Source organism: Enterobacter asburiae (assembly GCA_011754535.1).
In the GTDB taxonomy this organism is placed as follows: Bacteria; Pseudomonadota; Gammaproteobacteria; order Enterobacterales; family Enterobacteriaceae; genus Enterobacter; species Enterobacter cloacae_N.
The window spans coordinates 3,493,701-3,518,276 of sequence record JAAQVN010000001.1 but is presented as its reverse complement, the minus strand read 5'-3'; the positions used below and the strand labels follow the sequence as shown (position 1 = coordinate 3,518,276).

Annotated in this window: 22 protein-coding genes and 1 pseudogene; 11 read left to right on the top strand and 12 right to left on the bottom strand. The window is 57.2% G+C overall.

Going from position 1 to position 24,576, the window contains the following annotated elements; all coding sequences use genetic code 11:
• Positions 1-61 precede the first annotated feature (61 nt).
• Positions 62-778, top strand: coding sequence for a DnaA inactivator Hda (gene hda / locus HBM95_16575; protein ID NIH44535.1), 717 nt, complete (start codon positions 62-64; stop codon positions 776-778).
• Between the two features lie 76 nt (positions 779-854).
• Here hda and HBM95_16570 read toward each other — a convergent pair whose 3' ends face one another.
• The 3 genes and pseudogenes from HBM95_16570 to celB form a co-directional block, all read right to left on the bottom strand.
• Entirely contained in the window at positions 855-2,273 is a 1,419-nt protein-coding gene (locus tag HBM95_16570) for a leucyl aminopeptidase family protein (protein NIH44534.1), read from the bottom strand.
• A pseudogene (locus tag HBM95_16565) lies at positions 2,273-3,219 on the bottom strand (N(4)-(beta-N-acetylglucosaminyl)-L-asparaginase). The gene HBM95_16570 and the pseudogene HBM95_16565 overlap by 1 nt, the downstream one beginning before the upstream one ends.
• A gap of 3 nt (positions 3,220-3,222) precedes the next feature.
• The gene (celB, locus tag HBM95_16560; GenBank protein ID NIH44533.1) at positions 3,223-4,542 is read right to left on the bottom strand and encodes a PTS cellobiose transporter subunit IIC; all 1,320 of its coding nucleotides are present in this window, start codon (positions 4,540-4,542) and stop codon (positions 3,223-3,225) included.
• A gap of 147 nt (positions 4,543-4,689) precedes the next feature.
• Between celB and HBM95_16555 the strand changes: the two genes are divergently transcribed.
• Positions 4,690-5,514 (top strand): XRE family transcriptional regulator, encoded by an 825-nt coding sequence (locus tag HBM95_16555; GenBank protein NIH44532.1) that lies wholly within the window; start codon positions 4,690-4,692, stop codon positions 5,512-5,514.
• On the opposite strand, the gene arsC is transcribed toward HBM95_16555, so the two are convergent.
• Both arsC and bepA read right to left on the bottom strand, forming a co-directional pair.
• Entirely contained in the window at positions 5,511-5,867 is a 357-nt protein-coding gene (arsC, locus tag HBM95_16550; protein ID NIH44531.1) for an arsenate reductase (glutaredoxin), read from the bottom strand. The two genes, HBM95_16555 and arsC, sit on opposite strands and share 4 nt — an antisense overlap.
• A gap of 13 nt (positions 5,868-5,880) precedes the next feature.
• Positions 5,881-7,344: a beta-barrel assembly-enhancing protease gene (gene bepA, locus HBM95_16545; protein ID NIH44530.1), complete on the bottom strand. Its 1,464-nt coding sequence runs from the start codon at positions 7,342-7,344 to the stop codon at positions 5,881-5,883.
• 221 nt (positions 7,345-7,565) lie between these two features.
• Between bepA and HBM95_16540 the strand changes: the two genes are divergently transcribed.
• Positions 7,566-8,630 (top strand): AI-2E family transporter, encoded by a 1,065-nt coding sequence (locus HBM95_16540; GenBank protein NIH44529.1) that lies wholly within the window; start codon positions 7,566-7,568, stop codon positions 8,628-8,630.
• A gap of 96 nt (positions 8,631-8,726) precedes the next feature.
• On the opposite strand, the gene bcp is transcribed toward HBM95_16540, so the two are convergent.
• Complete coding sequence (gene bcp / locus HBM95_16535) at positions 8,727-9,197, bottom strand: thioredoxin-dependent thiol peroxidase (protein NIH44528.1); 471 nt, start codon at positions 9,195-9,197, stop codon at positions 8,727-8,729.
• The gene (locus tag HBM95_16530; protein ID NIH44527.1) at positions 9,197-9,766 is read right to left on the bottom strand and encodes a glycine cleavage system transcriptional repressor; all 570 of its coding nucleotides are present in this window, start codon (positions 9,764-9,766) and stop codon (positions 9,197-9,199) included. The genes bcp and HBM95_16530 overlap by 1 nt, the downstream gene beginning before the upstream one ends.
• 145 nt (positions 9,767-9,911) lie before the next feature.
• Here HBM95_16530 and dapA point away from each other — a divergent pair, with 145 nt between their 5' ends.
• The 6 genes from dapA (at position 9,912) to ypfH (ending at position 16,369) form a co-directional block, all read left to right on the top strand.
• Positions 9,912-10,790, top strand: a complete 879-nt coding sequence (dapA, locus tag HBM95_16525) for a 4-hydroxy-tetrahydrodipicolinate synthase (GenBank protein ID NIH44526.1) — start codon at positions 9,912-9,914, stop codon at positions 10,788-10,790.
• 16 nt (positions 10,791-10,806) lie between these two features.
• Positions 10,807-11,841, top strand: a complete 1,035-nt coding sequence (bamC, locus tag HBM95_16520; GenBank protein ID NIH44525.1) for an outer membrane protein assembly factor BamC — start codon at positions 10,807-10,809, stop codon at positions 11,839-11,841.
• Between the two features lie 109 nt (positions 11,842-11,950).
• Complete coding sequence (purC, locus tag HBM95_16515) at positions 11,951-12,664, top strand: phosphoribosylaminoimidazolesuccinocarboxamide synthase (GenBank protein NIH44524.1); 714 nt, start codon at positions 11,951-11,953, stop codon at positions 12,662-12,664.
• Between the two features lie 120 nt (positions 12,665-12,784).
• The gene (locus HBM95_16510; GenBank protein ID NIH44523.1) at positions 12,785-13,654 is read left to right on the top strand and encodes a neutral zinc metallopeptidase; all 870 of its coding nucleotides are present in this window, start codon (positions 12,785-12,787) and stop codon (positions 13,652-13,654) included.
• On the top strand, positions 13,654-15,600 hold the full coding sequence (locus tag HBM95_16505) for a tRNA(Met) cytidine acetyltransferase (GenBank protein NIH44522.1): 1,947 nt from the start codon (positions 13,654-13,656) through the stop codon (positions 15,598-15,600). Before HBM95_16510 ends, HBM95_16505 begins: the two co-directional genes overlap by 1 nt.
• A gap of 73 nt (positions 15,601-15,673) precedes the next feature.
• Positions 15,674-16,369: an esterase gene (ypfH, locus tag HBM95_16500; protein ID NIH44521.1), complete on the top strand. Its 696-nt coding sequence runs from the start codon at positions 15,674-15,676 to the stop codon at positions 16,367-16,369.
• An 85-nt stretch (positions 16,370-16,454) separates the two neighbouring features.
• Here the strand turns inward: ypfH and HBM95_16495 are convergent, their stop codons facing one another.
• From HBM95_16495 to HBM95_16485, 3 genes are read right to left on the bottom strand one after another with little or no spacing between them, the layout of a single operon-like run.
• On the bottom strand, positions 16,455-16,652 hold the full coding sequence (locus tag HBM95_16495; protein NIH44520.1) for a YpfN family protein: 198 nt from the start codon (positions 16,650-16,652) through the stop codon (positions 16,455-16,457).
• Positions 16,653-16,676: 24 nt separating this feature from the next.
• Complete coding sequence (gene dapE, locus HBM95_16490) at positions 16,677-17,804, bottom strand: succinyl-diaminopimelate desuccinylase (protein ID NIH44519.1); 1,128 nt, start codon at positions 17,802-17,804, stop codon at positions 16,677-16,679.
• Positions 17,805-17,807: 3 nt separating this feature from the next.
• Positions 17,808-18,164, bottom strand: a complete 357-nt coding sequence (locus tag HBM95_16485; GenBank protein ID NIH44518.1) for an ArsC family reductase — start codon at positions 18,162-18,164, stop codon at positions 17,808-17,810.
• 387 nt (positions 18,165-18,551) lie between these two features.
• On the opposite strand from HBM95_16485, the gene ypfM reads away from it, so the two are divergent.
• Positions 18,552-18,611, top strand: coding sequence for a protein YpfM (ypfM, locus tag HBM95_16480; GenBank protein NIH44517.1), 60 nt, complete (start codon positions 18,552-18,554; stop codon positions 18,609-18,611).
• Positions 18,612-18,719: 108 nt separating this feature from the next.
• On the opposite strand, the gene acrD is transcribed toward ypfM, so the two are convergent.
• Positions 18,720-21,833: a multidrug efflux RND transporter permease AcrD gene (gene acrD, locus HBM95_16475; GenBank protein NIH44516.1), complete on the bottom strand. Its 3,114-nt coding sequence runs from the start codon at positions 21,831-21,833 to the stop codon at positions 18,720-18,722.
• A 142-nt stretch (positions 21,834-21,975) separates the two neighbouring features.
• The gene (gene narQ / locus HBM95_16470; protein NIH44515.1) at positions 21,976-23,670 is read right to left on the bottom strand and encodes a nitrate/nitrite two-component system sensor histidine kinase NarQ; all 1,695 of its coding nucleotides are present in this window, start codon (positions 23,668-23,670) and stop codon (positions 21,976-21,978) included.
• Positions 23,671-23,906: 236 nt separating this feature from the next.
• On the opposite strand from narQ, the gene nudK reads away from it, so the two are divergent.
• Entirely contained in the window at positions 23,907-24,500 is a 594-nt protein-coding gene (gene nudK, locus HBM95_16465) for a GDP-mannose pyrophosphatase NudK (GenBank protein NIH44514.1), read from the top strand.
• Positions 24,501-24,576 lie beyond the last annotated feature (76 nt).

Genomic DNA, 24,576 nt, shown 5'->3' with positions numbered 1-24,576 from the left:
CCGCCCGGTTCTCTCCTGGCAGGTTCCGTGTTAAACTCATCGCCGATTTTATGTAAGATCTCTGGTTGAGGTATTTCTGAACGGACCGGCACAGCTCTCTCTGCCACTTTATCTCCCTGACGACGAAACTTTCGCGAGTTTCTGGCCGGGTGATAACCCCTCTTTACTGGCTGCACTGCAAAACGTGCTGCGCCAGGATCACAGCGGATACATTTATATCTGGTCACGCGAAGGCGCGGGGCGCAGCCACCTGCTGCATGCCGCCTGCGCGGAGCTTTCGGCGCGCGGTGACGCGGTAGGCTACGTGCCGCTGGATAAACGTACCTGGTTCGTGCCTGAGGTGCTGGAGGGAATGGAACATCTCTCGCTGGTCTGCATCGATAATATCGAATGCGTGGCGGGGGATGAGCCGTGGGAAATGGCGATCTTCAACCTCTACAACCGCATTCTGGAGTCGGGAAAAACCCGGCTGCTGATCACCGGCGATCGACCGCCGCGACAGCTGAATCTGGGGCTGCCGGATCTGGCGTCTCGTCTGGACTGGGGGCAAATCTACAAGCTCCAGCCGCTGTCGGATGAAGATAAGCTTCAGGCGTTACAGCTGCGCGCAAAGCAGCGCGGCTTTGAGCTGCCGGAAGACGTGGGCCGTTTCCTGCTCAAGCGTCTGGACCGCGAAATGCGCACCCTGTTTGATACGCTCGATCAGCTCGATCGCGCCTCGATTACCGCCCAGCGCAAGCTGACCATTCCGTTTGTTAAAGATATTCTCAAGCTGTAGTTATGCCGGGTGGCGGCTACGCCTTACCCGGCCTACATATGGCACCCGTAGGCTCGGTAAGCGTAGCGCCACCGGGCTAAAGCTCCCCCAGCAAGTGCTCCACCAAAAGTGGAATCGGTCTTCCCGACGCCACGCTCCTGCCATTCTCGCGCCACAGCGCCGTGCCGCTGATGTCCAGATGCGCCCACGGGATCGTCGGCGGGCAGAAATGGTGCAGCAGCCACGCCGCCGAAGCGCTGATCGCCGCGTTGTTGGTCGGGGTGTTGCACAGATCGGCGATGGCGCTGTCGGTCTGCTTTTTCAGCCGCGCATCTAAAGGCAGGGACCACACTTCATCGCCGCTCTGCTTACCCGCCCGCGTCAGCGCGGCGCGCAGCGCTTCATCCTGCGTCATTAGCCCGCTCAGCTCATACCCCAGCGCCTTCACCACCGCACCTGTTAAGGTTGCCATATCAATGACATAGCGCGCCTGCGGATGGCGCTGGCTGGCCCAGGCGATGGCGTCGGCCAGCACCAGTCGGCCTTCGGCATCGGTGTTGTTGATTTCAACGGTGGTGCCGTTGCAGGCGGTCGCCACCGTGCCGGGCTGCATGGCGTCCGGTCCGATGGCGTTTTCCGCCAACGCCAGCACGCCCATGATGCGCACGGGCAGCGCCAGCTCTGCGGCGGTCAGCATCAGCCCCAGCACGTTGGCCGCGCCGCACATGTCGTATTTCATGGTGTACATGCCCGCGCCTTCCTTCAGCCACAGGCCGCCGGTATCGAAGGTGATGCCTTTACCCACGTAGCAGCGCACCGGGCCGTCAGACACGCCGTCGTAATGAATTGCCAGCAGACGCGGCGGACAGGTCGCCCCTTTGCCGACGGCGTTCAGCAGCCCCAGCCCCTGCTCAACGATTTGCTTTTCATCCAACACTTCACAGCGCAGGGTGGGGAAGGTAGCGCAGAGTTTTTGTGCCTCTTCGACGACAAACTGCGGCGTGCAGCGGTCGGACGGGATATCCGCCAGGCGTCGCGCCGCGACCATACCGTGGGCGATAGCCTGCTGCTGGCGGAAAATAACCGCCAGTCGGTCCTGCTGTTCTGGTAAACAGAGCGCGGTGATGCGCTGAAGACGGACCTCGTCACTGCTTTTCTTCAACTGCAAATCGCTTAGCCTGTGCGCCTGATTAAAGAGAAAGCGCAGAACCTGCGCCAGGACGACGTCGTCGATATTTGTTACGTCCAGCGCGATATCTGCGCTGACGGGAGAGGCAATCAGCGGTCGCAGGGCGGCAAGCAGGCTTTCAGTAAGTGCGTCATTCCAGAGCGCCTCCGGCAGCAGAGTGATGCGGGCAAACGGCGCGCAGCCAAAGCGGGTGTCAGCTATGCTGGCAGAATCGCGCATTTCCGCGACAAGCGCCGTTTCGGGCAAGTGCGTACAGGAGGTGGAGGCAATCAAATGGCATTGCGGAGCCGCGTCAGAAAGCGCGGTGATAAACTGATATTCAATCATCATGACTCCTCAATCGGCGCACGGATCCGCGCGGCATAGGCCTGCATCCACTCATCGTCTACCGCGTGATAGTGCGTTTTCTCCCGCAGGCGCTCGGTACGATAAACGGTGAGAGGCTGACGGGCCGTCGCCACCACGAACGAGAAGGTTTTGATGTTGGTGGCGGCACCAAATTCGCCCCTGTTATTCATGCATACCACGGAGAGATCGCCCGCGCGGCCGAAGCGCGACATCAGCTTGTCCTCCAGCTCGAACACCACTGAATCTGCCGCCTGCTGGGGAGACATCCCTTGCGCCATGCGGCGGACGATTTCGTAGCTGGTGCAGCCTTTCATCAGATCTTCACCGACGCCCGTGGCGGTGGCCGCGCCGGTTTCGCTGTCGCAGTAGAACCCAGAGCCGATAATCGGCGAATCCCCAATGCGGCCGCGTTTTTTCATAAACAGGCCGCTGGTGGAGGTGGCGACGCTCATCGAGCCCTGTTTATCGAGGCCGATAATGCCGACGGTGTCGTGCCCGTCGTACGGGCTCAAGCCTTTATCCAGCGTCTGGCGGCAGCGCTTACGGTAGTGCTGCATGGCCCGGTCGGTGAGCATGGTTTTGTCGGCAAAGCCCTGGCTTAGCGCCCATTCCCGTGCGCCCTGGCCGTGTTGTAGCGCTGGCGGCTGAGCGCGTGCGCTACGCGCACCGGGTTGGCGATATCCACCAGATTCCCCACGGCACCGAATGCCAGCGTGTCGCCGTCCATGTAGGCCGCGTCCAGCTCGACCTCGCCGTTTTCGGTAGGCAGCCCGCCGTAGCCGACGGATTTATAAAACGGAAAGTCTTCGACGGCGGCGACGGCATCAACCACCGCTGGCGCGACCGGTTTTCCTGCCGCCAGCGCAGATGCGGATTCCGTCACGCCTTCAAGCGCCATTCGCCAGGTGGCGATAATTCCCCACATGCTTTACTCCTGTTTTGCAAGGGTGGTGTCGGTGTGCGTAACGGTAGCAATTTCCGCCGCGCGGTACTGTTTGTCCACGATACGCATGAAAGGAAGGTACAGCATGGCGCCAATCAGCAGGTTAATCAGCTGCATCACGCTGCCGCTCAGGTGCCCGGTGACGATAAAGCCGCTGATCACCGGCGGCAGTGTCCAGGGAATAAACACCCCGGTGGTGACGGCGACCGCGCCAACCTTCATCGCCGCATACTGCACGGTAACCAGCACCAGCGGTACCAGGTTGAACGGGATGAGCATGATCGGGTTCATGATCACCGGCAGGCCAAACAGAATCGGTTCGTTGATGTTAAACACCGAAGCCCCGGCGCCGAGGCGCGCCACTTCGCGCATGTTTTTGCTGCGGGCGAAAATCAGCATCGCTATCACCAGCGACAGCGTGGCACCCGCGCCGCCCATCCAGATCATGTCAAAAAACTGCTCGGTGATGATGTGCGGCGGCGTTGCCCCGGCCTGAATGGCAGCGATGTTGTCGGTCTGGTTCTCCATCCACAGCGGGCGAATAATGCCGTTTATCATCGAGCCGGAGTTAATGCCCACGGACCACAAAATGGTGATGCTGAAGACGGTCATCAGCGCGCCAAAGTATGAGGTGCCGTAGTGGCGTACCGGCGTGGCAACGACTTCATAAATAAACTGATGAATCGTGTGGTAGTGGGTGTTTTCGAAGACGATGCGGATACCCAGCACCAGAATCATCACCAGCAGGGCGGGGATCAGCGCCGCGAACGACTCCTGCACCGCAGGCGGTACGCCGTCGGGCATTTTTATGACCAGATTTTTGCGCTTCAGCCAGCAAAACAGCTCCGTCCACAGCAGGGAACCGATCATCGCCACGAACAGACCTTTGCTGCCAATCCACTCCACCGGCATCACGGTAATGCCGCCGTTTTCTGCCACCTTGATAAACGGCGTCAGGATCAGAAACGCGACCAGCGCCAGAATGCCGCAGGAGATGCGGTCCTCGCCATAATGTTCGGCCAGGCGGTAGGCCACGAGGAAGCTGATAAACAGCGACATGGTGGAGAAGACCGCGTTGAACGGGATTTCAATAATGGCGCTCCAGCTCTCACCAAAGGCCTGAGACATAAACTGCTGATAGGCTTGGTTCGGGAACGACGAGATCACCAGCAGAATAGAGCCGACGATGATAAACGGCATGAATGACACGTAGGCGCCGCGAATGGCCCCGAGATGACGTTGCTGGGCCGTTTTGGCCGCCAGCGGCATCAGTTTTGCTTCAAGAAATCCCAGAACATTGTTCATTGTGAACTCCGTACAAGATTGAGGGGTGTTGTTTATGTTATGTCTGTGGATTATCAGTGAAGCACGGCGAGCGAAAGGTGAAATCGGTCACAAAGCAACCGCCTTTGTAATATAAATCTCACATGATTAGTTAATGGAGTTGTTGAGATGGAAATTAAGCTACACGCCAACGCCACCACCACGCCGCGTATCCGCCGCTATCTGCAGCAGTCAGATAAAAGCGACAGAGAGCTGGCCGTTGAGCTGGGGATCTCGGTCACGACCGTCAGGCGCTGGCGCAACCGAGATCGGGTTTCGGATAATCACACCACGCCAAAAGTGATACACAAAGCGCTGAGACAGGAGCAGGTGGTACTGGTCAATGCCCTGCGCGATATCTCAGGGGCGCCGCTGGATGAACTGCTGAAGATGGTTAACGACGTGCTGGGGATCCCCGTTTCAAGGGCAACGCTCAATCGCTATCTCAAACCGGCACCCGCGAAACATAAGGGGAGTTCACTGCAGGGGAAAAAAGCGCTGAAGGCCGGCATCCTGCCGCATACGCTGATGCTGCATGATCTGCCTTTGTCGCTGCATATGGACGACGGGGGAGAACAGCATCTGCTCTGGGCGCGTGAACCGGTAAGCGGCTGGTGCTATGCCCGGCTCTACGCGGGTCTTTCACCCCGGTTGCTTACTACCTGGACGCAGGCGCTGCTGGAGGCCTGTCCCGCTGATATACAATCTATTGAGACTTTTGGCTTTGAGCCGACACAGCCTGTAAAAGATGTGGCTGTAAAAACGCATCCCCAGAAACAAAATGCGCTTCAGGTGGCGGTGCCATTACGCGATATTATTCCGCGCGTGAATGATGAACCTGCCGGAGAGGTATTAATCGCGCTGTGCGAGTTTTATAACCGGGGCAAAACGCAGAAAAAGCTGGGAGAAAGTACGCCGCAGGCGTTTCTGGAAGCGCTGCGGCGTAAGGACTAGAGGATGTCGAGCACATCTTCCGGCGGGCGGCCAATGCGCGCCTTGCCGTTCGCCACCACAATCGGACGCTCAATCAGCTTTGGATTGTCGACCATCGCCTGTACCAGCTCAGCCTCGGTAAGACGGCTGTCATCCAGATTAAGCGATTTATACAGATCCTCTTTCTGACGCATCAGTTCGCGCGCGCTGCCCATCCCCAGCATGTGCAGCAGTTCGCGGATTGTCTGCGCGTCCGGCGGCGTCTCCAGATACAGCACCACCTCCGGGTCTATGCCGTTAGACTTCAGCAGGCTGAGCGTGTCGCGGCTCTTGGAGCAGCGAGGGTTATGGTAAATTTTTACCGCGTCTGTCATGACTTCTCCTTTATTACATCTTCTCGTACGGCTTAAAGCGCTGTTGCAGACCGCGCAGCTGGTCGATGCGCGCGTCGTAGCGGGCCTGCTGCAGGCTGCCGAGCTTCACCTGCGAGCTGGCGCTGCTGAGCAGGGAAATCGCCTGATCGAGGCGACCCGCCAGGGCCAGCCCTTCTGCACGCGCCGCCAGCTCCTGATCGCGGTTACCCAGCTGACCCTGGGCCTGGGCGAGCAGTTCCCAGCCGTTCTGGTCGTCTTTATTGTTAAAGGTATAGCGGTTCAGAATGGTCACGGCCTGCGCAGGCTGACCGCCCTGTAAGTAAGCGTTCGCCAGGTTAAGCTGCAGCACCGGGTTGGTCCGTACGTCTTTCGCCCCTTTCAGGCGGTTAATCGCATCGGTGGCTTTCTTCTGTCCCAGATCGATATCCGTCGAGAGATCGAGATACCACGGGTTATTGGGGTCGGCTGCCAGCAGCGGCTGCAGCGCTTTACGCGCCTCGTCATATTTGCTGGCTTCCATCGCCTGCAGCGCCTGACCATACTGCGCGGCATTTTTTTCCCGCACGTTGCCTTTCGCCAGGGTATCCAGCAGATCGCTGGTGAGCTGGTTACGCCCGGAGTTGTACATGCCGAGCGTTCTTACCTTAGCCATGTAGAAGTCCTGCGACGACTGCACGACCACCGGGCGCATCTGGTTGGCACGGTTGCGCGCATCCGACAAACGGCTTTCCGGTAACGGGTGGGTAAGCAAAATTTCCGGTGGACGGGATGAATAACGCGCCTGGTCGAGCAGTTTTTCCAGGAAGCTCGGCATCGCCTGCGGGTCAAAGCCGGAGCGCTGTAAAACCTGGATGCCGATGCGGTCTGCTTCCTGCTCGTTTTGCTGGGTGAAGCTGATCATCCCCTGGCGCGTTCCCGCCAGCGTACCGGTCAGGGCCGCCATCCCGGCCTGTGGGCTGGCCATCGCCAGCAGAATAGAGCCCAGTGCGCCCACCCAGGTGAGCGGGGCGTTACGCTTCTGGTCTTCCATCGCACGCGCGAGGTGGCGCTGGGTGACGTGCGAAATTTCGTGCGCCATCACCGAGGCCAGCTGGCTTTCGTTGTCAGAGTAACGGAATAACGCCGAATGCAGCACCACGTTACCGCCAAAGAAGGCGAAGGCGTTGATTTCGTCGTTATTGATTAAAAAGAAGTGGAAGGGGGTTTTTACCGAGTCGGCGTGCGAAACCAGCCGCATCCCCAGCCCGTTAATGTACTGCACCAGCAAAGGGTCGTTGATCAGCGGGGCGCTACCGCGCAGCTGGCGCACATAGTAATCACCCATCTGCATCTCTTGCCCGATAGAGAGCGTGCTTCCTGCCGTGGTGCCCATGTCCGGCAATGAATCGGACGAGTCAGCGAAAGCGGGCAACACCTGACCGACCGTCACTGCGGCAATCAGTGTTGCAACCAGTGTTTTTCTCAACTGCCTGAACATAACCACTGTCCTGTATGTTGGAGGTGCTAATTTGACCGATGAACCGGCATATCGTTCATCTCTGCTGCCCTGCGAGTGTAGCCGTGTTACCGCATGAAGAAAATCCCATTCATCAGGCTTTTGCGGATTGTGACAGGGATACAAAAAGCGAAAGTCTTTTTTGTGACAATTAGATACAATTCATCGTCTCACTCCCGCCAATCGATTCAGGGAAGGGTTGTATGCTCGAAATGTTAATGCAGTGGTATCGGCGTCGGTTCAGTGACCCGGAAGCCATTGCTTTGCTGGTTATTCTGGTTGCCGGGTTCGGTATTCTGTTCTTCTTCAGCGGTCTTCTCGCCCCCCTGCTGGTGGCGATTGTGCTGGCGTACCTGCTGGAGTGGCCAACAGCGCGCCTGGAACATATCGGCTGTTCACGCCGCTGGGCAACGAGTATCGTGCTGGTGCTGTTTGTCGGCATTCTTATGTTGATGGCATTCGTGGTGATGCCGGTTGCCTGGCAGCAGGGGATCTACCTGATCCGCGATATGCCCGGCATGTTGAATAAACTCTCTGATTTCGCCGCCACGCTGCCGCGTCGTTATCCCGCGCTGATGGATGCCGGGATTATTGATGCGATGGCCGAAAACATGCGCGCCCGCATCATGACGATGGGCGACTCGGTGGTGAAATACTCTCTGGCCTCGCTGGTGGGGCTGCTGACGCTGGCGGTTTACCTTGTGCTTGTGCCGTTAATGGTGTTCTTCCTGGTCAAAGACAAAGAGCAAATGCTTAACGCAGTCCGCCGCGTGCTGCCGCGCAATCGCGGCCTGGCCGGGCAGGTCTGGGAAGAGATGAACCAGCAGATCACCAACTACATTCGCGGCAAGGTGCTGGAGATGATTGTGGTCGGGGTCGCGACCTGGATTGGCTTCCTGATCTTCGGCCTGAACTACTCGCTGCTGCTGGCGGTGCTGGTCGGATTTTCGGTTTTGATCCCCTACATCGGCGCGTTTGTGGTGACCATTCCGGTGGTGGGCGTTGCGCTGTTCCAGTTTGGCCTGGGTACGGAGTTCTGGAGCTGCTTTGCGGTATACCTCATCATTCAGGCGCTGGACGGTAACCTGCTGGTGCCGGTGCTGTTCTCCGAGGCGGTAAACCTGCATCCGTTAGTGATTATCTTATCCGTGGTGATTTTCGGCGGGCTATGGGGGTTCTGGGGCGTGTTCTTTGCTATTCCGCTGGCGACGCTGATTAAAGCGGTGGTGCATGCGTGGCCGGATGTGCCAGCGATGGAAGAGAAGTAGTTTTTGTGCGGCCTGATGCCCTCACCCCGACCCTCTCCCACGGGGAGAGGGGGAAAACACTAAAAACGGCAACTTGGGTTGCCGTTTTGCTGTTTATCAGGCGCTTGCTTTTAGCCAGTTCAACACCACGTCGTGGTGGTTGCTGGTTTTGAAGTCGTCAAATACATGTTCAACTTTACCGTCAGCGTCAATCAGGAAGCTGATGCGGTGAATGCCGTCGTAGGTTTTCCCCATAAAGGTCTTTTCACCCCAGACGCCGAACTGCTCGCATACCTGGTGGTCTTCGTCGGAAAGCAGCGTGAAGTTCAGCAGCTCCTTTTCCGCAAATCGTGACAGCTTTTCTGGTTTATCGGTGCTGATTCCCAGCACTTCCACGCCGACTTTCTTCAACTCGTCCATGTTGTCGCGTAAGCCGCAGGCCTGTACGGTGCAGCCGGGGGTCATGGCTTTCGGGTAGAAATAGACCAGAACACGCTGTCCCTGGAAGTCGGTCAAATTTACTTGCTCGCCGTCTTGATCCGGTAAGCTAAATTTCGGTGCGATGTCACCGGCTTTCAGTGGATTCATTACTCAACTCCATCCTGTTCGTGCTGCGAATAATTGACGACGCTTATACTGCCCTGCGCGTTTAATTCTGTACAGAGGGCTTTGAACGCTTGCTCGATATTTGACGCATCCTGTGAGGCAGGGCTGTGCGCGGTAATTTGAATAAACAGCGTGGGAACGGTGCTCTCGTCGCCCGGCTGCGTGCGGGAGACGAGCTCGGCAATGTTCATCTGATGGCTGTCGAACAGCGCGGTAAAGCGCTCAATCAGATGTGGAGAATCAGGGACTTCAACCTGCACCCAGACGGTCGCAGGCATGGCCGGACGCGGGCGCGCGGTAGTGCGCTTCATGACGATCAGCAAATCCAACTCCGCGCCTTTCAGCGGCAGGGTGGATTCAATAAGGGTAATGGCATTCCATGTTCCGGACAGCAGCATGATAAACGTGAACTCTTCGCCGAGCATCGCAAGGCGGCTGTCTTCGATATTACAGCCGCAGCTGCTCACGTGACGGGTGATGGTGTTCACGATACCCGGCCTGTCGGCACCCAGCGCAGTGATAACCAGGTAATGTTGTGATGAGGTTGTCAAACCTGTTCTTCCTTTGCATGGTTAAGTCTTCCTAAGGAAAGCATAAAAAAAACGTGCATACAACCGCCAGAGGGCCTCAGGTCGCTTGCTTTTATTACAGTTCCAAACGTACCATTGAGACTCTTGTTCGCACAGAGGATGGCTCATGTTCACGGGAAGTATTGTCGCGCTTGTTACACCGATGGATGAAAAAGGTAATGTCTGCCGGTCCAGCATGAAGAAGCTGATTGATTACCATGTCGCCAATGGAACCTCGGCGATCGTTTCGGTAGGGACTACCGGTGAATCTGCAACGCTGAGCCACGAAGAGCACGGCGATGTGGTTATGCTGACCCTGGAACTGGCTGACGGACGTATTCCGGTCATTGCGGGAACAGGCGCTAATGCAACCGCAGAAGCGATCAGCCTGACCAAACGTTTTAACGACAGCGGCATCGTGGGCTGTCTGACGGTAACCCCTTACTACAACCGTCCTACTCAGGAAGGTTTGTTCCAGCACTTCAAAGCCATCGCTGAACATACTGACTTGCCACAAATTCTGTATAATGTGCCGTCCCGTACCGGCTGCGATATGCTGCCGGAAACCGTTGGTCGTCTCTCGGAAGTAAAAAATATTATCGGTATTAAAGAGGCGACAGGGAACTTAAGCCGCGTTCATCAGATCAAAGAGCTGGTTTCAGACGACTTTATCCTGTTGAGTGGTGATGATGCGACCTCGCTGGACTTTATGCAGCTCGGTGGCCATGGCGTGATCTCCGTAACGGCAAACGTTGCGGCGCGCGATATGGCTGAAATGTGCAAACTGGCCGCAGCCGGTCACTATGATGAAGCGCGCGTCATTAATCAGCGTCTGATGCCGCTGCACAATAAATTATTTGTCGAACCCAATCCGATCCCAGTGAAATGGGCGTGTAAGGAGTTGGGGCTTGTAGCATCCGATACGCTGCGTTTGCCTATGACACCGATTACCGACCACGGTCGCGATATCGTCAGGGCAGCGCTGAAGCATGCCGGTTTGCTGTAAAGTTTAGGGAGATTTGATGGCTTATTCAGTACAGAAGTCGCGCCTGGCGAAGGTTGCGAGTGTTTCGCTTGTTATGCTGCTCGCTGCCTGTAGTTCAGACTCGCGCTACAAGCGCCAGGTGAGCGGTGATGAATCCTATCTGGATGCGACCCCGCTTGCTGAACTTCATGCACCGGCTGGTATGATCCTGCCGATTCAAAACGGCGATTATAATATCCCCGTGACCAACGGCAGTGGTCTGGTCGGTAAAGCGCTTGATATTCGTCCGCCAGCTCAGCCTCTGGCGCTGGTGAGCGGTGCGCGTACCCAGTTTACCGGTGATACGGCCTCTCTGCTGGTTGAAAGCGCGCGCGGAAGCAATCTGTGGCCACAGGTGGTCAGCGTTATTCAGGCGAAGAACTACACCATTGATAAACGTGATGACGCCAGCCAGACGTTAACCACCGACTGGATCGAGTGGAACCGTCTTGATGAAGATCAGCAGTACCGTGGACGCTATCAGGTCTCCGTGAAACCACAGGGTTACCAGCAGGCGGTTAACGTTAAGCTGTTGAACCTGGAGCAGGCGGGTAAACCGGTTGCGGATGCCGCCTCTATGCAGCGTTACAGCACTGAAATGCTGAACGTGATTGCCGCAGGTCTGGATAAGACCGCTACCGATGCCGCCAACGCCGCGCAGAACCGTAACGGCGTCACTTACGACGTTCAGAGCGGCGCGGATGATACCGGCCTGCCAATGCTGGTGGTGCGTGCACCGTTTAACCAGACCTGGCAGCGTCTGCCGGCGACGCTGGAAAAAGTGGGCATGAAAGTGACCGACAGCACCCGTTCAACCGGTAGCATGACGGCGACCTATAAGCCGCTGTCCGACAGCGCATGGCAGGAGCTGGGCGCCAAAGATCCTCAGCTTGCTTCCGGTGACTACAAGATTCAGGTAGGCGACCTTGATAACCGCAGCAGTCTGCAGTTTATCGATCCAAAAGGTCACACGCTGACCCAGGCGCAGAACGATGCGCTGGTTGCTGTGTTCCAGGCGGCATTCAGCAAATAAATACGAGGGCGGGTTAATCCCGCCCTTTTTATTTTCGTGCTACGCAAACGTGTGCGTGGCATAATATACCCGGTTTTGAACACAAATTATCACACCAGGAGTAATGAAGATGCAGAAGCAAGCTGAGTTGTATCGTGGCAAAGCGAAGACCGTATACAGCACGGAGAACCCGGATCTGTTGGTGCTCGAGTTCCGCAATGATACGTCAGCAGGGGATGGCGCACGCATTGAGCAGTTCGATCGTAAAGGCATGGTGAACAACAAGTTCAACCACTTCATTATGACCAAACTGGCCGAAGCGGGTATCCCGACCCAGATGGAAGCGTTGCTGTCCGATACGGAATGTCTGGTGAAAAAACTGGATATGGTTCCGGTTGAGTGCGTGATTCGTAACCGTGCGGCAGGCTCCCTGGTGAAGCGTCTGGGCATTGAAGAAGGTATCGAACTGAATCCACCGCTGTTCGACCTGTTCCTGAAAAACGATGCTATGCACGATCCGATGGTCAACGAATCCTACTGCGAAACCTTCGGCTGGGTGAGCAAAGAGAACCTGGCGCGCATGCAGGAACTGACCTACAAAGCCAACGACGTGCTGAAAAAGCTGTTTGATGACGCGGGCCTGATCCTCGTCGACTTCAAGCTGGAGTTTGGTCTGTTCAAAGGTGAAGTGGTGCTGGGTGATGAGTTCTCCCCGGACGGCAGCCGCCTGTGGGATAAAGAAACCCTGGATAAAATGGACAAAGACCGTTTCCGTCAGAGCCTGGGTGGCCTGATTGAAGCGTACGAAGCGGTTGCTCACCGTTTAGGCGTTAAGCTCGACTAAGTCCCTCTGTTGCCAAAGGATGTTCGCATCCTTTGGCGTCTTACCTTTGTTTCCTATGGTAATCTTGCCGTTAACCGCCTACGATCATAGCTATTATTAATGGAATAGTTCGAGGTGGTTATGCGCTGGCAAGGGCGTCGTGAAAGTGACAATGTAGAAGACAGACGCGGTGATGGTGGTGGCGGCCCTTCAATGGGCGGGCCCGGCTTCCGCTTACCCAGCGGCAAGGGCGGTATCATCCTGCTGATTGTGGTGCTGGTCGCGGGCTATTACGGCGTCGATCTCACCGGTCTGATGACCGGTCAACCGCTGCAACAGCAGCAACAATCTCCGCGCTCCATCAGCCCGAATGAAGATGAAGCGGCCAAATTTACCTCCGTTATTCTCGCCACAACTGAAGACACATGGAGTCAGCAGTTTGAGAAGATGGGGCGCACCTATCAGCAGCCGAAGCTGGTGATGTACCGGGGCGCAACCCGCACCGGATGCGGTACCGGGCAATCTGTGATGGGGCCGTTCTACTGCCCGGCAGACGGCACCGTCTATATCGATCTCTCTTTTTACGATGACATGAAAAGCAAGCTTGGCGCTGACGGTGATTTTGCCCAGGGCTACGTTATCGCGCATGAAGTCGGCCATCACGTGCAAAAGCTGCTGGGGATTGAGCCCAAAGTGCGCCAGCTTCAGCAGAATGCATCTCAGGCTGAAGTGAACCGCCTTTCCGTCAAAATGGAACTGCAGGCGGACTGTTTTGCGGGCGTCTGGGGCCACAGCATGCAGCAGCAGGGCGTGCTGGAATCCGGCGATCTAGAAGAGGCATTAAACGCGGCTGAGGCTATCGGCGACGACCGTTTACAGCAGCAGAGCCAGGGTCATGTCGTGCCGGACAGCTTCACTCACGGTACGTCGCAGCAGCGCTACAGCTGGTTCAAGCGCGGCTTTGACAGCGGCGATCCGGCCCAGTGTAATACCTTCGGCAAAGCCATGTGATGGTGTCGTTTGAACATCTGACGCGCGAGCTTGAGCGTACCGGGCACCGCCGTCTGGTGGTGCTCACGGGTGATGAACAGTGGACGTTCAGCCAGGCGGTTGGCCTGCGTGATGCCTTGCCGGGAGACTGGCTGTGGCTGGATGACAATCCCTCTAAAGCCGTTAGCGGACTGCTGGGCCGCGAATACCTTCACGCCGTTTTTGACGCGCGTGCCGGGTTTGACGTTTCAGCCTTTGCCGCGCTCAGCGGGACGCTGCGTGCCGGTAGCCTGCTGGTGCTGCTGGTGCCCCCGCTCTCAGAGTGGGCCGACAGGCCCGACGGCGATTCCGTACGCTGGAGCGACAGCGCGGAGCCGATCGCCACCCCGCACTTCGTTCACCATTTTTGCCGGACGCTTGCCGCCGATGCGGATGCGATCGTCTGGCAACAGCATCGTCCTCTCTCTCTTCCCGCTGCGCCGGAGCTTCCCGCCTGGCAGCCTGCCAGCGGCGAGCCGCAGCGCGAGCAGGCGGAGATCCTCGACGCGCTTCTGGCCATGCCTTCGGGCGTCGCTGCCGTGACGGCACCGCGCGGACGCGGAAAGTCAGCCCTGGCGGGGATGCTGCTCAACGGCATCCACGGAAATGCAGTGGTGACGGCACCGGCAAAAGGGGCAACGGATGTTATTGCGCGCTTCGCCGGCGAGCGTTTTCACTTTATGGCCCCGGATGCGCTGCTGGCCTCCGCGACAGAAGCCGACTGGCTGATTGTTGATGAAGCCGCCGCCATCCCTGGCCCGCTGCTGGACAAGCTGGTGGCGCGCTTTCCCCGCGTACTGCTGACCACCACGGTCCAGGGTTATGAAGGCACGGGCAGAGGGTTTCTGCTCAAGTTCTGCGCCCGGTTCAGCGGGCTGCGGCGCTATACCTTATCCACCCCCATTCGCTGGGCAGCCGGGTGTCCGCTTGAGCGGATAGTCGGGAATACGCTGCTGTTTGACGATGCGCTTATTGACAGCAAGCCGGAAGGTGAGGTGCGTTTACGGACGCTGGAGCCGCGGATGTGGGAGAGCGACCCGGCACGCGTGGCAAGCGTGTATGAACTGCTGTGTGCCGCGCACTACCGGACGTCTCCGCTCGATTTACGTCGGATGATGGACGCACCTGGCCAGCACTTTGCGGTTGCACACGCGGGTGTGGATATCGCTGGCGCGCTCTGGCTGGTGGAAGAGGGGGGATTGCCTCCTGAGCTGAGCCGCGCGGTGTGGGCGGGCTTTCGTCGTCCACGCGGGAACCTTGTGGCGCAGTCGCTGGCGGCGCACGGCGGATCGCCACTCGCGGCGACGCTGAAGGGGCGACGGATTAGCCGCATTGCGGTACATCCCCACCGTCAACGGGAAGGCATCGGCCAGCGGCTTATTCACAGCGCCAGCGGTGAAGATTATCTCTCGGTCAGTTTTGGCTATACCGACGAGCTGTGGCGTTTCTGGCAGCAGTGCGGCTTTGTGCTGGTGCGAATGGGCAGCCATCGGGAAGCCAGCAGCGGGTGCTACACGGCGATGGCCATACTGCCGCAGAGCGAGGCCGGGCACCGGCTGTGCGCGCAGGAACATCAGCGCTTGTGTCGCGATATGCGCGTCCTGTCGGCCCGGGACGGCGAAAAGATCCCGGTAAGCGATGCCTGGGAAGCTACCCTTAATAGTGACGACTGGCTGGAGCTGGCGGGGTTTGCCTTTGCGCACCGGGCATTTTCAACCTCGGTTGCCGCGCTGACGCGGCTGGTGTTAACCACAGACATGCCGCTCCCGGCGCTGCGCGGGAAAATCGAGGGAAAGACGGACGAGACGGGACGAAAAGCGTTGCTGGCTAAGCTGCGGAGTGAAGCTGCACAAGCGCTTGAGAGCCTTGACTATTCCCGCTGCCAGCGGTTGAAAGCAGACATTTTGCAATGGCAATTTTTTCAATGACTTCTTCAGTAAAGTGGCATGGTCATTACCCCGCAGAGGCGTAAAATCCTGCTCATCAATTAAGGAGACCGCCATGAAACACGACCATTTTGTTGTTCAAAGCCCTGACAAACCGGCTAAACAGTTACTGCTCCTGTTTCATGGTGTGGGCGATAATGCCGTTAACATGGGGCAGATTGGCCGCTGGTTTGCCCCCGTGTTCCCGGAAGCGCTAATTGTCAGCATCGGCGGCGTGGAGCCGTGCGGCCCGAACGGACGGCAGTGGTTCGCGGTTCAGGGCGTGACGGAAGAGAACCGTCAGGCGCGCATTGATGCCATTATGCCCACGTTTATCGACATCGTACGCTACTGGCAGCAGCAGAGCGGCGTAGGCGCTGACGCAACGGCGCTGATTGGTTTCTCTCAGGGGTCAATCATGTCGCTGGAAAGCGTAAAAGCGCAGCCCGGTCTGGCTTCACGCGTGATCGCGTTTAACGGGCGCTACGCGACGCTACCGACCAGCGCGACCACGCAGACCACTATCCATCTTATTCACGGCGGCGAAGACCGGGTGATTGAGCTTTCGCATGCGGTGGCAGCCCAGGAAGCGCTGGTGCGCGAAGGCGGGGATGTGACGCTGGATATTGTTGACGATCTGGGCCACGCGATTGACGACCGCAGCATGCAGTTTGCGCTCGACCATCTGCGTTATACCGTGCCGAAACACTACTTTGATGAAGCGCTCAGCGGCGGGAAGCCGAATGATGATGATATTATTGAATTTATATAAACACTTATCCCCTCACCCTAACCCTCGCCCCAGAGGGGAGAGGGAACATGGCCCCCTCGCCCCTCTGGGGCGAGGGGGGAGGGGATTACTTCTTCTGGTCTTTCTTCGGCCAGTCGTCGTCATCGTCCCACTTGTCGTTAAAATCCCGGTGCGGCGGAAGATCCGGTTTGTTGGCGAGAAATTTTTTGTGGTCAACGCGCTTAAGGTCTTTAATCACGTTAAGCAGTACGCCTACCAGAAACACCAGAACCAGAATCCACCAGTACTTTGCAAGCCAATCCATTCGCTATTCCTCTCTGAGCGTTCGTCAGGCGACGAGTTGCTCCATAGTACGTTGATACATGCGGGCCAGCAGTTGTAAATCGGCAGCGTTCACACACTCGTTGATTTTGTGAATCGTCGCGTTAACCGGACCCAGTTCGACAACCTGTGCACCCATGCGGGCGATAAAGCGTCCGTCTGAGGTGCCGCCCGTCGTCAGCAGCTGCGGCTTAATTTCATTATAGTGCTCGATGGCGTTCACTACCGCATCCACCAGCTTGCCGCGCTGCGTCAGGAACGGCTGGCCGGAAAGCCACCAGTCGACGGTGTAGCGCAGGTTGTATTTTTCCAGCAGAGCGACAACGCGCGCTTTGATCGTCTCGTCGGTCAGTTCGGTGCTGAAGCGGAAGTTGAACTGAACGAAGAAGTCCCCCGGGATCACGTTGTTGCTGCCGGTCCCGGCCTTGACGTTTGCAATCTGCATGCTGGTCGGCGGGAAGAACTCGTTGCCTTTATCCCACTCGATGCCCACCAGTTCGTTCAGCATTGGCGCGGCGCGGTGGACCGGGTTATCGGCCAGATGTGGATAAGCCACGTGCCCCTGAACGCCGTGAATGGTCAGGTTACAGGTCAGCGAGCCGCGGCGACCGTTTTTGACGACATCACCCACCACTTCGGTACTGGACGGCTCGCCGACCAGACAGTAGTCGAGACGCTCGTTACGCGCCATCAGCGCCTCAACGACCTTTACGGTACCGTTATGGGCGCTGGCTTCTTCATCGGAGGTGATCAAAAACGCGAGACGGTTTTTGTGGTTCGGATGCTGAGCCACAAAGCGCTCTGCCGCCACCACCATCGCCGCCAGCGAGCCTTTCATGTCCGCCGCGCCGCGACCGAAGAGCATGCCATCGCGGATGGTTGGCTCAAACGGCGGGTTAATCCAGCGATCTGCGTCACCCGCGGGAACGACGTCAGTGTGCCCGGCAAAGGCCAGCGTTTCGCCCTGGCCACGCCACGCCCAGAAGTTCTGGGTATCGCCAAAATCCATGCGCTCAACGGTAAAACCGATGGCACGCAGGCGCTCAATCATTAATGCCTGACAACCTGCGTCGTCCGGGCTAAGGGAAGGACGGCGAATAAGCTGTTGAGTCAGCTCAATGACCGGGCATGACATACACTACACCTCAACGAAAAAGTCAGAATAAAGGGTTTCACTGAAACCCAGCAGCATAGGCTGACCTGGCTTGCAGAGCAATGGGCGTTTGATAATTGCCGGCATATCGAGCATCAGCTTTGCCGCGCTGTCGGCATCAACGATGCTGGCGCGCACGGATTCGTCCAGCTTACGCCAGGTGGTGCCGCGGGTGTTCAGCAGCGCTTCCCATCCCAGTTCGTTAATGGCGGTATGCAGAAATTGTGCATCAAGCCCGTCGGCACGGTAATCGTGGAAGCGGTACTCCACGTGGTTTGCCTCCAGCCAGCGGCGCGCTTTTTTGATGGTGTCGCAATTTTTAATGCCGTACATCACAACCATGTTGAATCCTTTTGCTCTTATGGCGATTAAATGTTCAATAAATTCGAAGATATATCCTTAAGTGGAATATAACACATTCAGGAATTGTCTGGATTTACGCTTCATCTTAATTCAACTCACACTTGTACGCTGAATATTCTTTCACCCTTTAAGCATAGATGTCCATAGGGTTTAAATTCCCCATAAACTCAGCGAGTAAAATAGAACTCACCCGTTCGCAGGGTTATTTCAAAATATTGCTGCCCATCACACAAAATTTAAGGTTCTCCGTTCATATTTATCATAAATCCCCGGCGGTGGCGGGGTACAATCGCAGCGATTGGTTAAATAGTCTTCACAATGATGATACGTTTTCGTAGAATGCGCATAATAATAAGAGAGGTTGTTATGATTGAACGTGAACTGGGGAACTGGAAAGATTTTATCGAAGGCATGCTTCGTAAATGACATTCAGTAAGAATTGCAAGAGCACTAAAATAAGTAAAATAACCATAGTGTGAATTAATCACACAATAAAAAGGCGGCCGATAAAGCCGCCTTTTTTATGGCTGCGGGTTATTCCTGTCGCTCCCGGAGCGGGAAGCGACGACGCACCAGCACAAAGAACAGCGGAACAAAATAAATCGCCAGGATGGTGGCCGAAATCATCCCCCCCATGACGCCGGTACCCACCGCATGCTGGCTGCTTGAGCCTGCACCCGTGCTGGTTGCCATCGGCAGTACGCCAAAAATAAACGCCAGCGAGGTCATCAGGATCGGACGCAAGCGCTGACGGCAGGCGTGCAGCGTGGCGGCCATCAGCTCGTGGCCTTTAGCATTCATCTCGTTGGCAAATTCTACGATCAGAATGGCGTTTTTCGCCGATAAGCCGATGACCGTGAGTAGCCCCACCTGGAAGTAAACGTCGTTCTCCAGGCCGCGCATCCAGGTCGCCAGCAGTGCACCGATAACCCCAAGCGGCACCACCAGCATGACCGAGAACGGAACCGACCAGCTCTCATACAGCGCGGCAAGGCAGAGGAAGACCACCAGCAGAGAAAGCGCATAAAGCGCGGGCGCCTGTGCCCCGGAGAGGCGCTCCTGGTAAGACATGGCCGTCCATTCCAGACCAAAACCAGCGGGCAGCTGCTGCACCAGTTTTTCCATGGTGTCCATGGCGGTACCGGTGCTGACGCCCGGCGCGGCTTCCCCGACGATTTCAACTGCCGAATAGCCGTTGTAGCGCTCCAGGCGCGGCGAACCGCTCTCCCAGCGCGACGTGGCAAAGGCGGAGAAGGGTACCATCCCGCCAGAATTATTGCGTACAAACCAGCGGTTAATGTCATCCGGCAACATGCGGAAAGGCGCGGCTGCCTGAACATACACTTTTTTCACGCGGCCGCGATCCATAAAGTCATTTACGTAGCTTGAGCCCCACGCGGTTTGCAGGGTGTCGTTGATATCGTCGATCGAGACGCCCAGCGCCTGCGCCTTACGCTGGTCAATATCCACCTGAAGCTGCGGGCTGTCGTCAAGACCGTTGTGACGAACGCGGGTCAGGCCGGGATCTTTCCCTGCAAGTTCTAACAGCTTGTCGCGCGCGGCCATCAGCGCCGAGTGGCCCGCGCCGGCGTGATCCTGCAGCTCCATATCAAATCCGGCGGAACTGCCCAGGCCGCTGATTGCGGGCGGACTGCTGGCAAAAACGCGTGCCTCTTTAATGCCCGCAAAAGCTTTGGTTGCCCGTTCAATGATGGCGAACGAAGTTCCCGTTCTGGCGTCGCGTTCGTCCCAGTCTTTCAGGCGGACAAACATGCGGGCGACGTTCTGCCCATTCCCGCCCGGGCCGGAGCCGACGGTAGAGAAGACCGAGACAACGTTATCTTTCTCTTTGGTGAAGAAGTACTGCTCCACGTTCTGGACCACCTTCAGCGTCTGCTGCTGCGTGGAGCCGCTCGGGAGCTGCACCGAGGTGATGAACATCCCCCGGTCCTCCTGAGGCAGGAACGAGGTGGGAAGATGCAGAAACAGCCACACCATGCCGCCCAGCAGCACAACGTAAATCATCATCCAGCGCAGGCTGCGGTGCAGCACTTTACCGACGGCAGATTCATACCGCTCGGCATTGCGGTTGAACATACGGTTAAACCAGCCGAAGAACCCTTTCTGTCCGTGATGTTCCCCTTTGTGCAGCGGCTTAAGGAGGGTGGCACAGAGCGCGGGGGTGAGGATCAGCGCCACCAGCACGGAAAGCACCATCGCCGAGACGATGGTAATTGAGAACTGACGGTAAATTGCCCCGGTTGTACCGCCAAAGAAGGCCATCGGGATAAAGACCGCCGACAGCACCATCGCGATACCGACTAACGCCCCCTGAATTTGCCCCATGGATTTGCGTGTGGCCTGACGCGGGGAAAGCCCCTCTTCGCTCATGATGCGCTCGACGTTTTCCACGACCACGATGGCATCGTCCACCAGCAGGCCAATCGCCAGCACCATGGCAAACATCGTCAGGGTGTTGATGCTGTAGCCGAACGCGTAGAGCACCGCAAAAGTACCCAGCAGCACTACCGGGACGGCAATGGTGGGGATCAGCGTGGCGCGGAAGTTTTGCAGGAACAGGTACATGACCAGGAACACCAGTGCGATCGCTTCCAGCAGGGTTTTCACCACATCCTCAATCGAGGCTTTAACGAAGGAGGTGGTTTCATAGGCGACTTTGTACTCCAGCCCGTGCGGGAAATACTGCGACAGCTCATCCAGACGGTCCAGCACCAGCTTCGCCGTCGCCATTTCGTTCGCGCCGGAGGCCAGCTTGATCCCAAGACCGGAGGCCGGATTGCCGTTAAAGCGGCTCAGGTAATCGTATTTCTCCGCACCCATTTCCACCTTAGCGACATCGCCCAGGCGCACCTCTGAACCGTCCTGATTCACGCGAAGGGTGATGTTGCGGAACTGGTCCGGCGTCTGAAGCAGGGATTGCGAATTGATGGTGGCATTCAGGGCCTGTTTATCAACCGAAGGCGTGCCTCCCAGCTGCCCCACGGCAATTTGGGCGTTCTGGGCTTTGATGGCATCCGTCACGTCGGTTGCGGTCATCTGATAGCTGTTCAGCTTGTTGGGATCGAGCCAGATACGCATTGAGTACTGTGAACCGTAGGCGTCGATATCCCCTACGCCGTTAATACGGCTGAGCGGGTCCTGAATATTACTGGCGACGTAGTCCGCAATGTCCTGTTTATCCATTGAGCCATCGGTGGAGACAAACGCGATAGTCAGAATGTTGGTATCACCGGTTTTACGCACGGTGACCCCCTGGTTCTGCACCGCCTGGGGCAGCTTACGCATGGCCGACTGCAGCTGGTTTTGTACCTGCTGCACCGCTTCGTCCGGGTCGGTGCCCGCCTCAAAGCTCAGGGTGACCGTGGCCTGTCCCGTGGCGCTGCTTTGGGAGGACATGTACATCAGATTATCCAGACCCGTCATGTTCTGCTCGATAACCTGCGTCACGGTGTTTTCCAGCGTTTGTGCGGAAGCGCCGGGATAGTTGGCGGTGACACGCACGTTAGGCGGTGCCAGATCGGGATATTGCTCAACGGGAAGAGAAGTAATCGCCAGGACGCCTGTCAGACACAACAGGATGGCAAGCACCCAGGCAAAAATGGGGCGATCGATGAAAAAATTCGCCATGGAAAAGTGACCTCGTTTTGCTGCACGTCATTATTGTTTATTGCCCGCATCACTTTAGCGGCAAGGCCCAGGCCAAACGTGGAGAAATAAAGGAGATAATGTAAATTATCATGCGCTTTTCCCGGCGCTTCCCCCTTTACCGTTATTTACCTGTTAACGGCGCGGGTGTGGGGAACGTCACGCTGACCTGCGTTCCGCCGTTTTGCGGCTGCGAGAAGTGCAGCATTCCGCCGAGCCGTTGCGCGCGTTCTCGCATAATGTTCAGCCCGTAGTGTCCCGGCGGTTCGCTGGCCTCGCCAATTCCGATGCCGTTGTCACGAATGCTGACGTTGTGCGTGCCGTCCACGGCGGTTACGCAGCTGACGGTGATCTCGCTGGCCTGCGCGTGCTTAATCGCATTCAGGACGGCCTCCCGCACGATCTGCAGCAAATGCACCTGCTTCTGCGCGTCAAGCGCCAGCGAGGAGAGGCGGCAGTCGAGGTACAGCTTCGCCTGCGTTTGGCTCTGCAGGGCATCGAGGGACTCCTGAAGCGCCGCGGGTAAATTCGCATGGTTTAGCGTCAGGCGGAAGGTGGTCAGCAGTTCGCGCAGCTGCTGCCAGGCGTTGTTCAGCTCGCGGGAGAAGTCGGTGATGATGGTCTGCGCGGGGGCATTTTCCGCCGGCACGGCGTGTTTAAGCAGCGTGAGCTGGATCCGCAGATAGGAGAGTACCTGCGCCAGCGAGTCATGCAGCTCGCGGGCGATGGTGGCGCGCTCCTCCATCAGCAGCAGCTGCTGGTAGTGTTTCTGCGCCTGGTTAAAGTACAGCCCGCGCCCGAGCATGGTCGCGACACTTCTCATCAGCGGAAGAGGAACGCTGCCCGTCTCGCTTTGCCAGCGCAGCTCGCCGTAAAGGGTGTCCTGCATCAGCACCGGCAGGGTTTGCAGAGAAATGCCGCTCACCTCTGTCCCTTCACACAGCCGCCAGTCGTCGCTGGTGCGTAGCTCCAGGTAATTCATCTGCGTGTATTCATGGACAATCTGTAAAATATGCCGGAAGCACAGGCTGTCAATCTGTCCGGTATTCAGCGCCTGAGAGCATTTGAACAGCATGTCGAGCTGCTGGTGGGCTTCATGCAAATGCCGCGTCTTTTCCGCGACGGAGGCTTCGAGCGACCGATAGAGAGTATGTAGCTCGCCCGACATATGGTTGAAGGCGCGGGAAAGCTGGCCCAGCTCGTTGGGCAGCGCGGTGTCCGGCGCCGGGGTGGTAAATTCACCTCGCTCAATCCGTTCACTGGCGGCCACCAGGTTGTTCAGTGGCAACACCACCTGGCGGCGGATGCGCCGCAGGGTAAACAGCGTCAGCAGCAGGATCCCGAGCGCGCCAACCAGAGAGAGAAGGGTCACCGTCTGGATTTTATTTTCGGTGTAGTGCTGGAGGGCGAGAACAAAGGCATCAATGCGGCCGACAAAATCCTCAATGTTAGCGTCATACCATGCGCTGTCGCCGCGGGCGATGTGCTTATCCATTTCCCGCCAGGCCACATGCAGCTGCTGATAGCGCGCCTTGACGTTTTCCGGGACGTACCAGCGGTTCAGCTTCTCCAGGGAAGGCGCGCTTAACGTCTGCTGCCAGTTCTCAAGATGCGCCTTAAGGGAGGGGCTGTTGCGCTGCATCTCGTAGCCGAGGCGGTAGCTCTGCATGCGCAGCGAACCCGCAATGTTAATGGCTTCGGCATCACGCTGGCTGCTGGCAAGCGTCAGCAGCGCGACGGTGCTGGTCAGCACGGACAGGGCAATGATCGAAAAGAAAGCCCAGGCAAGGCTTCCGGAAACGGGGCGTTTAACGGTCACGGAACGGCTCTCTGAATAAAATGGCTCTGCCACAGGTTACGGGCAGTTGTACATTGCCTGATAACGCGGTAGTGAGCAAATAGCTTATTCATACTAAAAATAAGGTTATTGATCCAAAAGCCGCTTTGGGGATTAACATGAAATCTGACGAGAAGAGACGCGCCGTCTTAATCGACGGGCGACAAAGCGGGCTTCACGGCGTAGTATAAACAGACTCATTTTGCCGTGGAGCCCGTATGTCCCTGAACATTACCGTTATCAAAGACAAAATCCTCTCTGAAAATTACTTTGTCCTGCGGAATATCACTTACGATTTAACCCGTAAGAACGGTGACGTGATTCGCCACAAACGCGAAGTCTACGACCGGGGCAATGGCGCAACCATTCTGCTGTATAATCGTGAAAAGCAAAGCGTGGTGCTGATTCGCCAGTTTCGGGTCGCGACCTGGGTCAACGGCAACGCGGACGGGCGTCTGATTGAAACCTGCGCCGGCCTGCTTGATGACGATGAACCGGAAGTCTGCATCCGCAAGGAGGCCGTCGAGGAGACCGGTTTTGAAGTGGGCGCGGTGCAAAAAGTCTTTGAGCTTTTCATGTCACCTGGCGGCGTGACCGAGCTGGTCCATTTCTTCATTGCGGAATATACCGATGCCCAGCGCACGCATCGCGGTGGCGGCGTGGAGGATGAAGATATTGAAGTGCTGGAAATGCCTTTCGCTCAGGCCGTTGAGATGGTGAAAAGCGGCGAGATCCGCGACGGTAAAGCGGTGATCCTGTTGCAATATCTACAAACCAGCGGGTTAATGAACCCCAAACCGATGTCGCAATAGCCTGCATTTCAGATAAATCTATCCGATAAATCCGATTGAGCCCGCCCGCGCTGGGCACGAAGATACGCCCCAGATT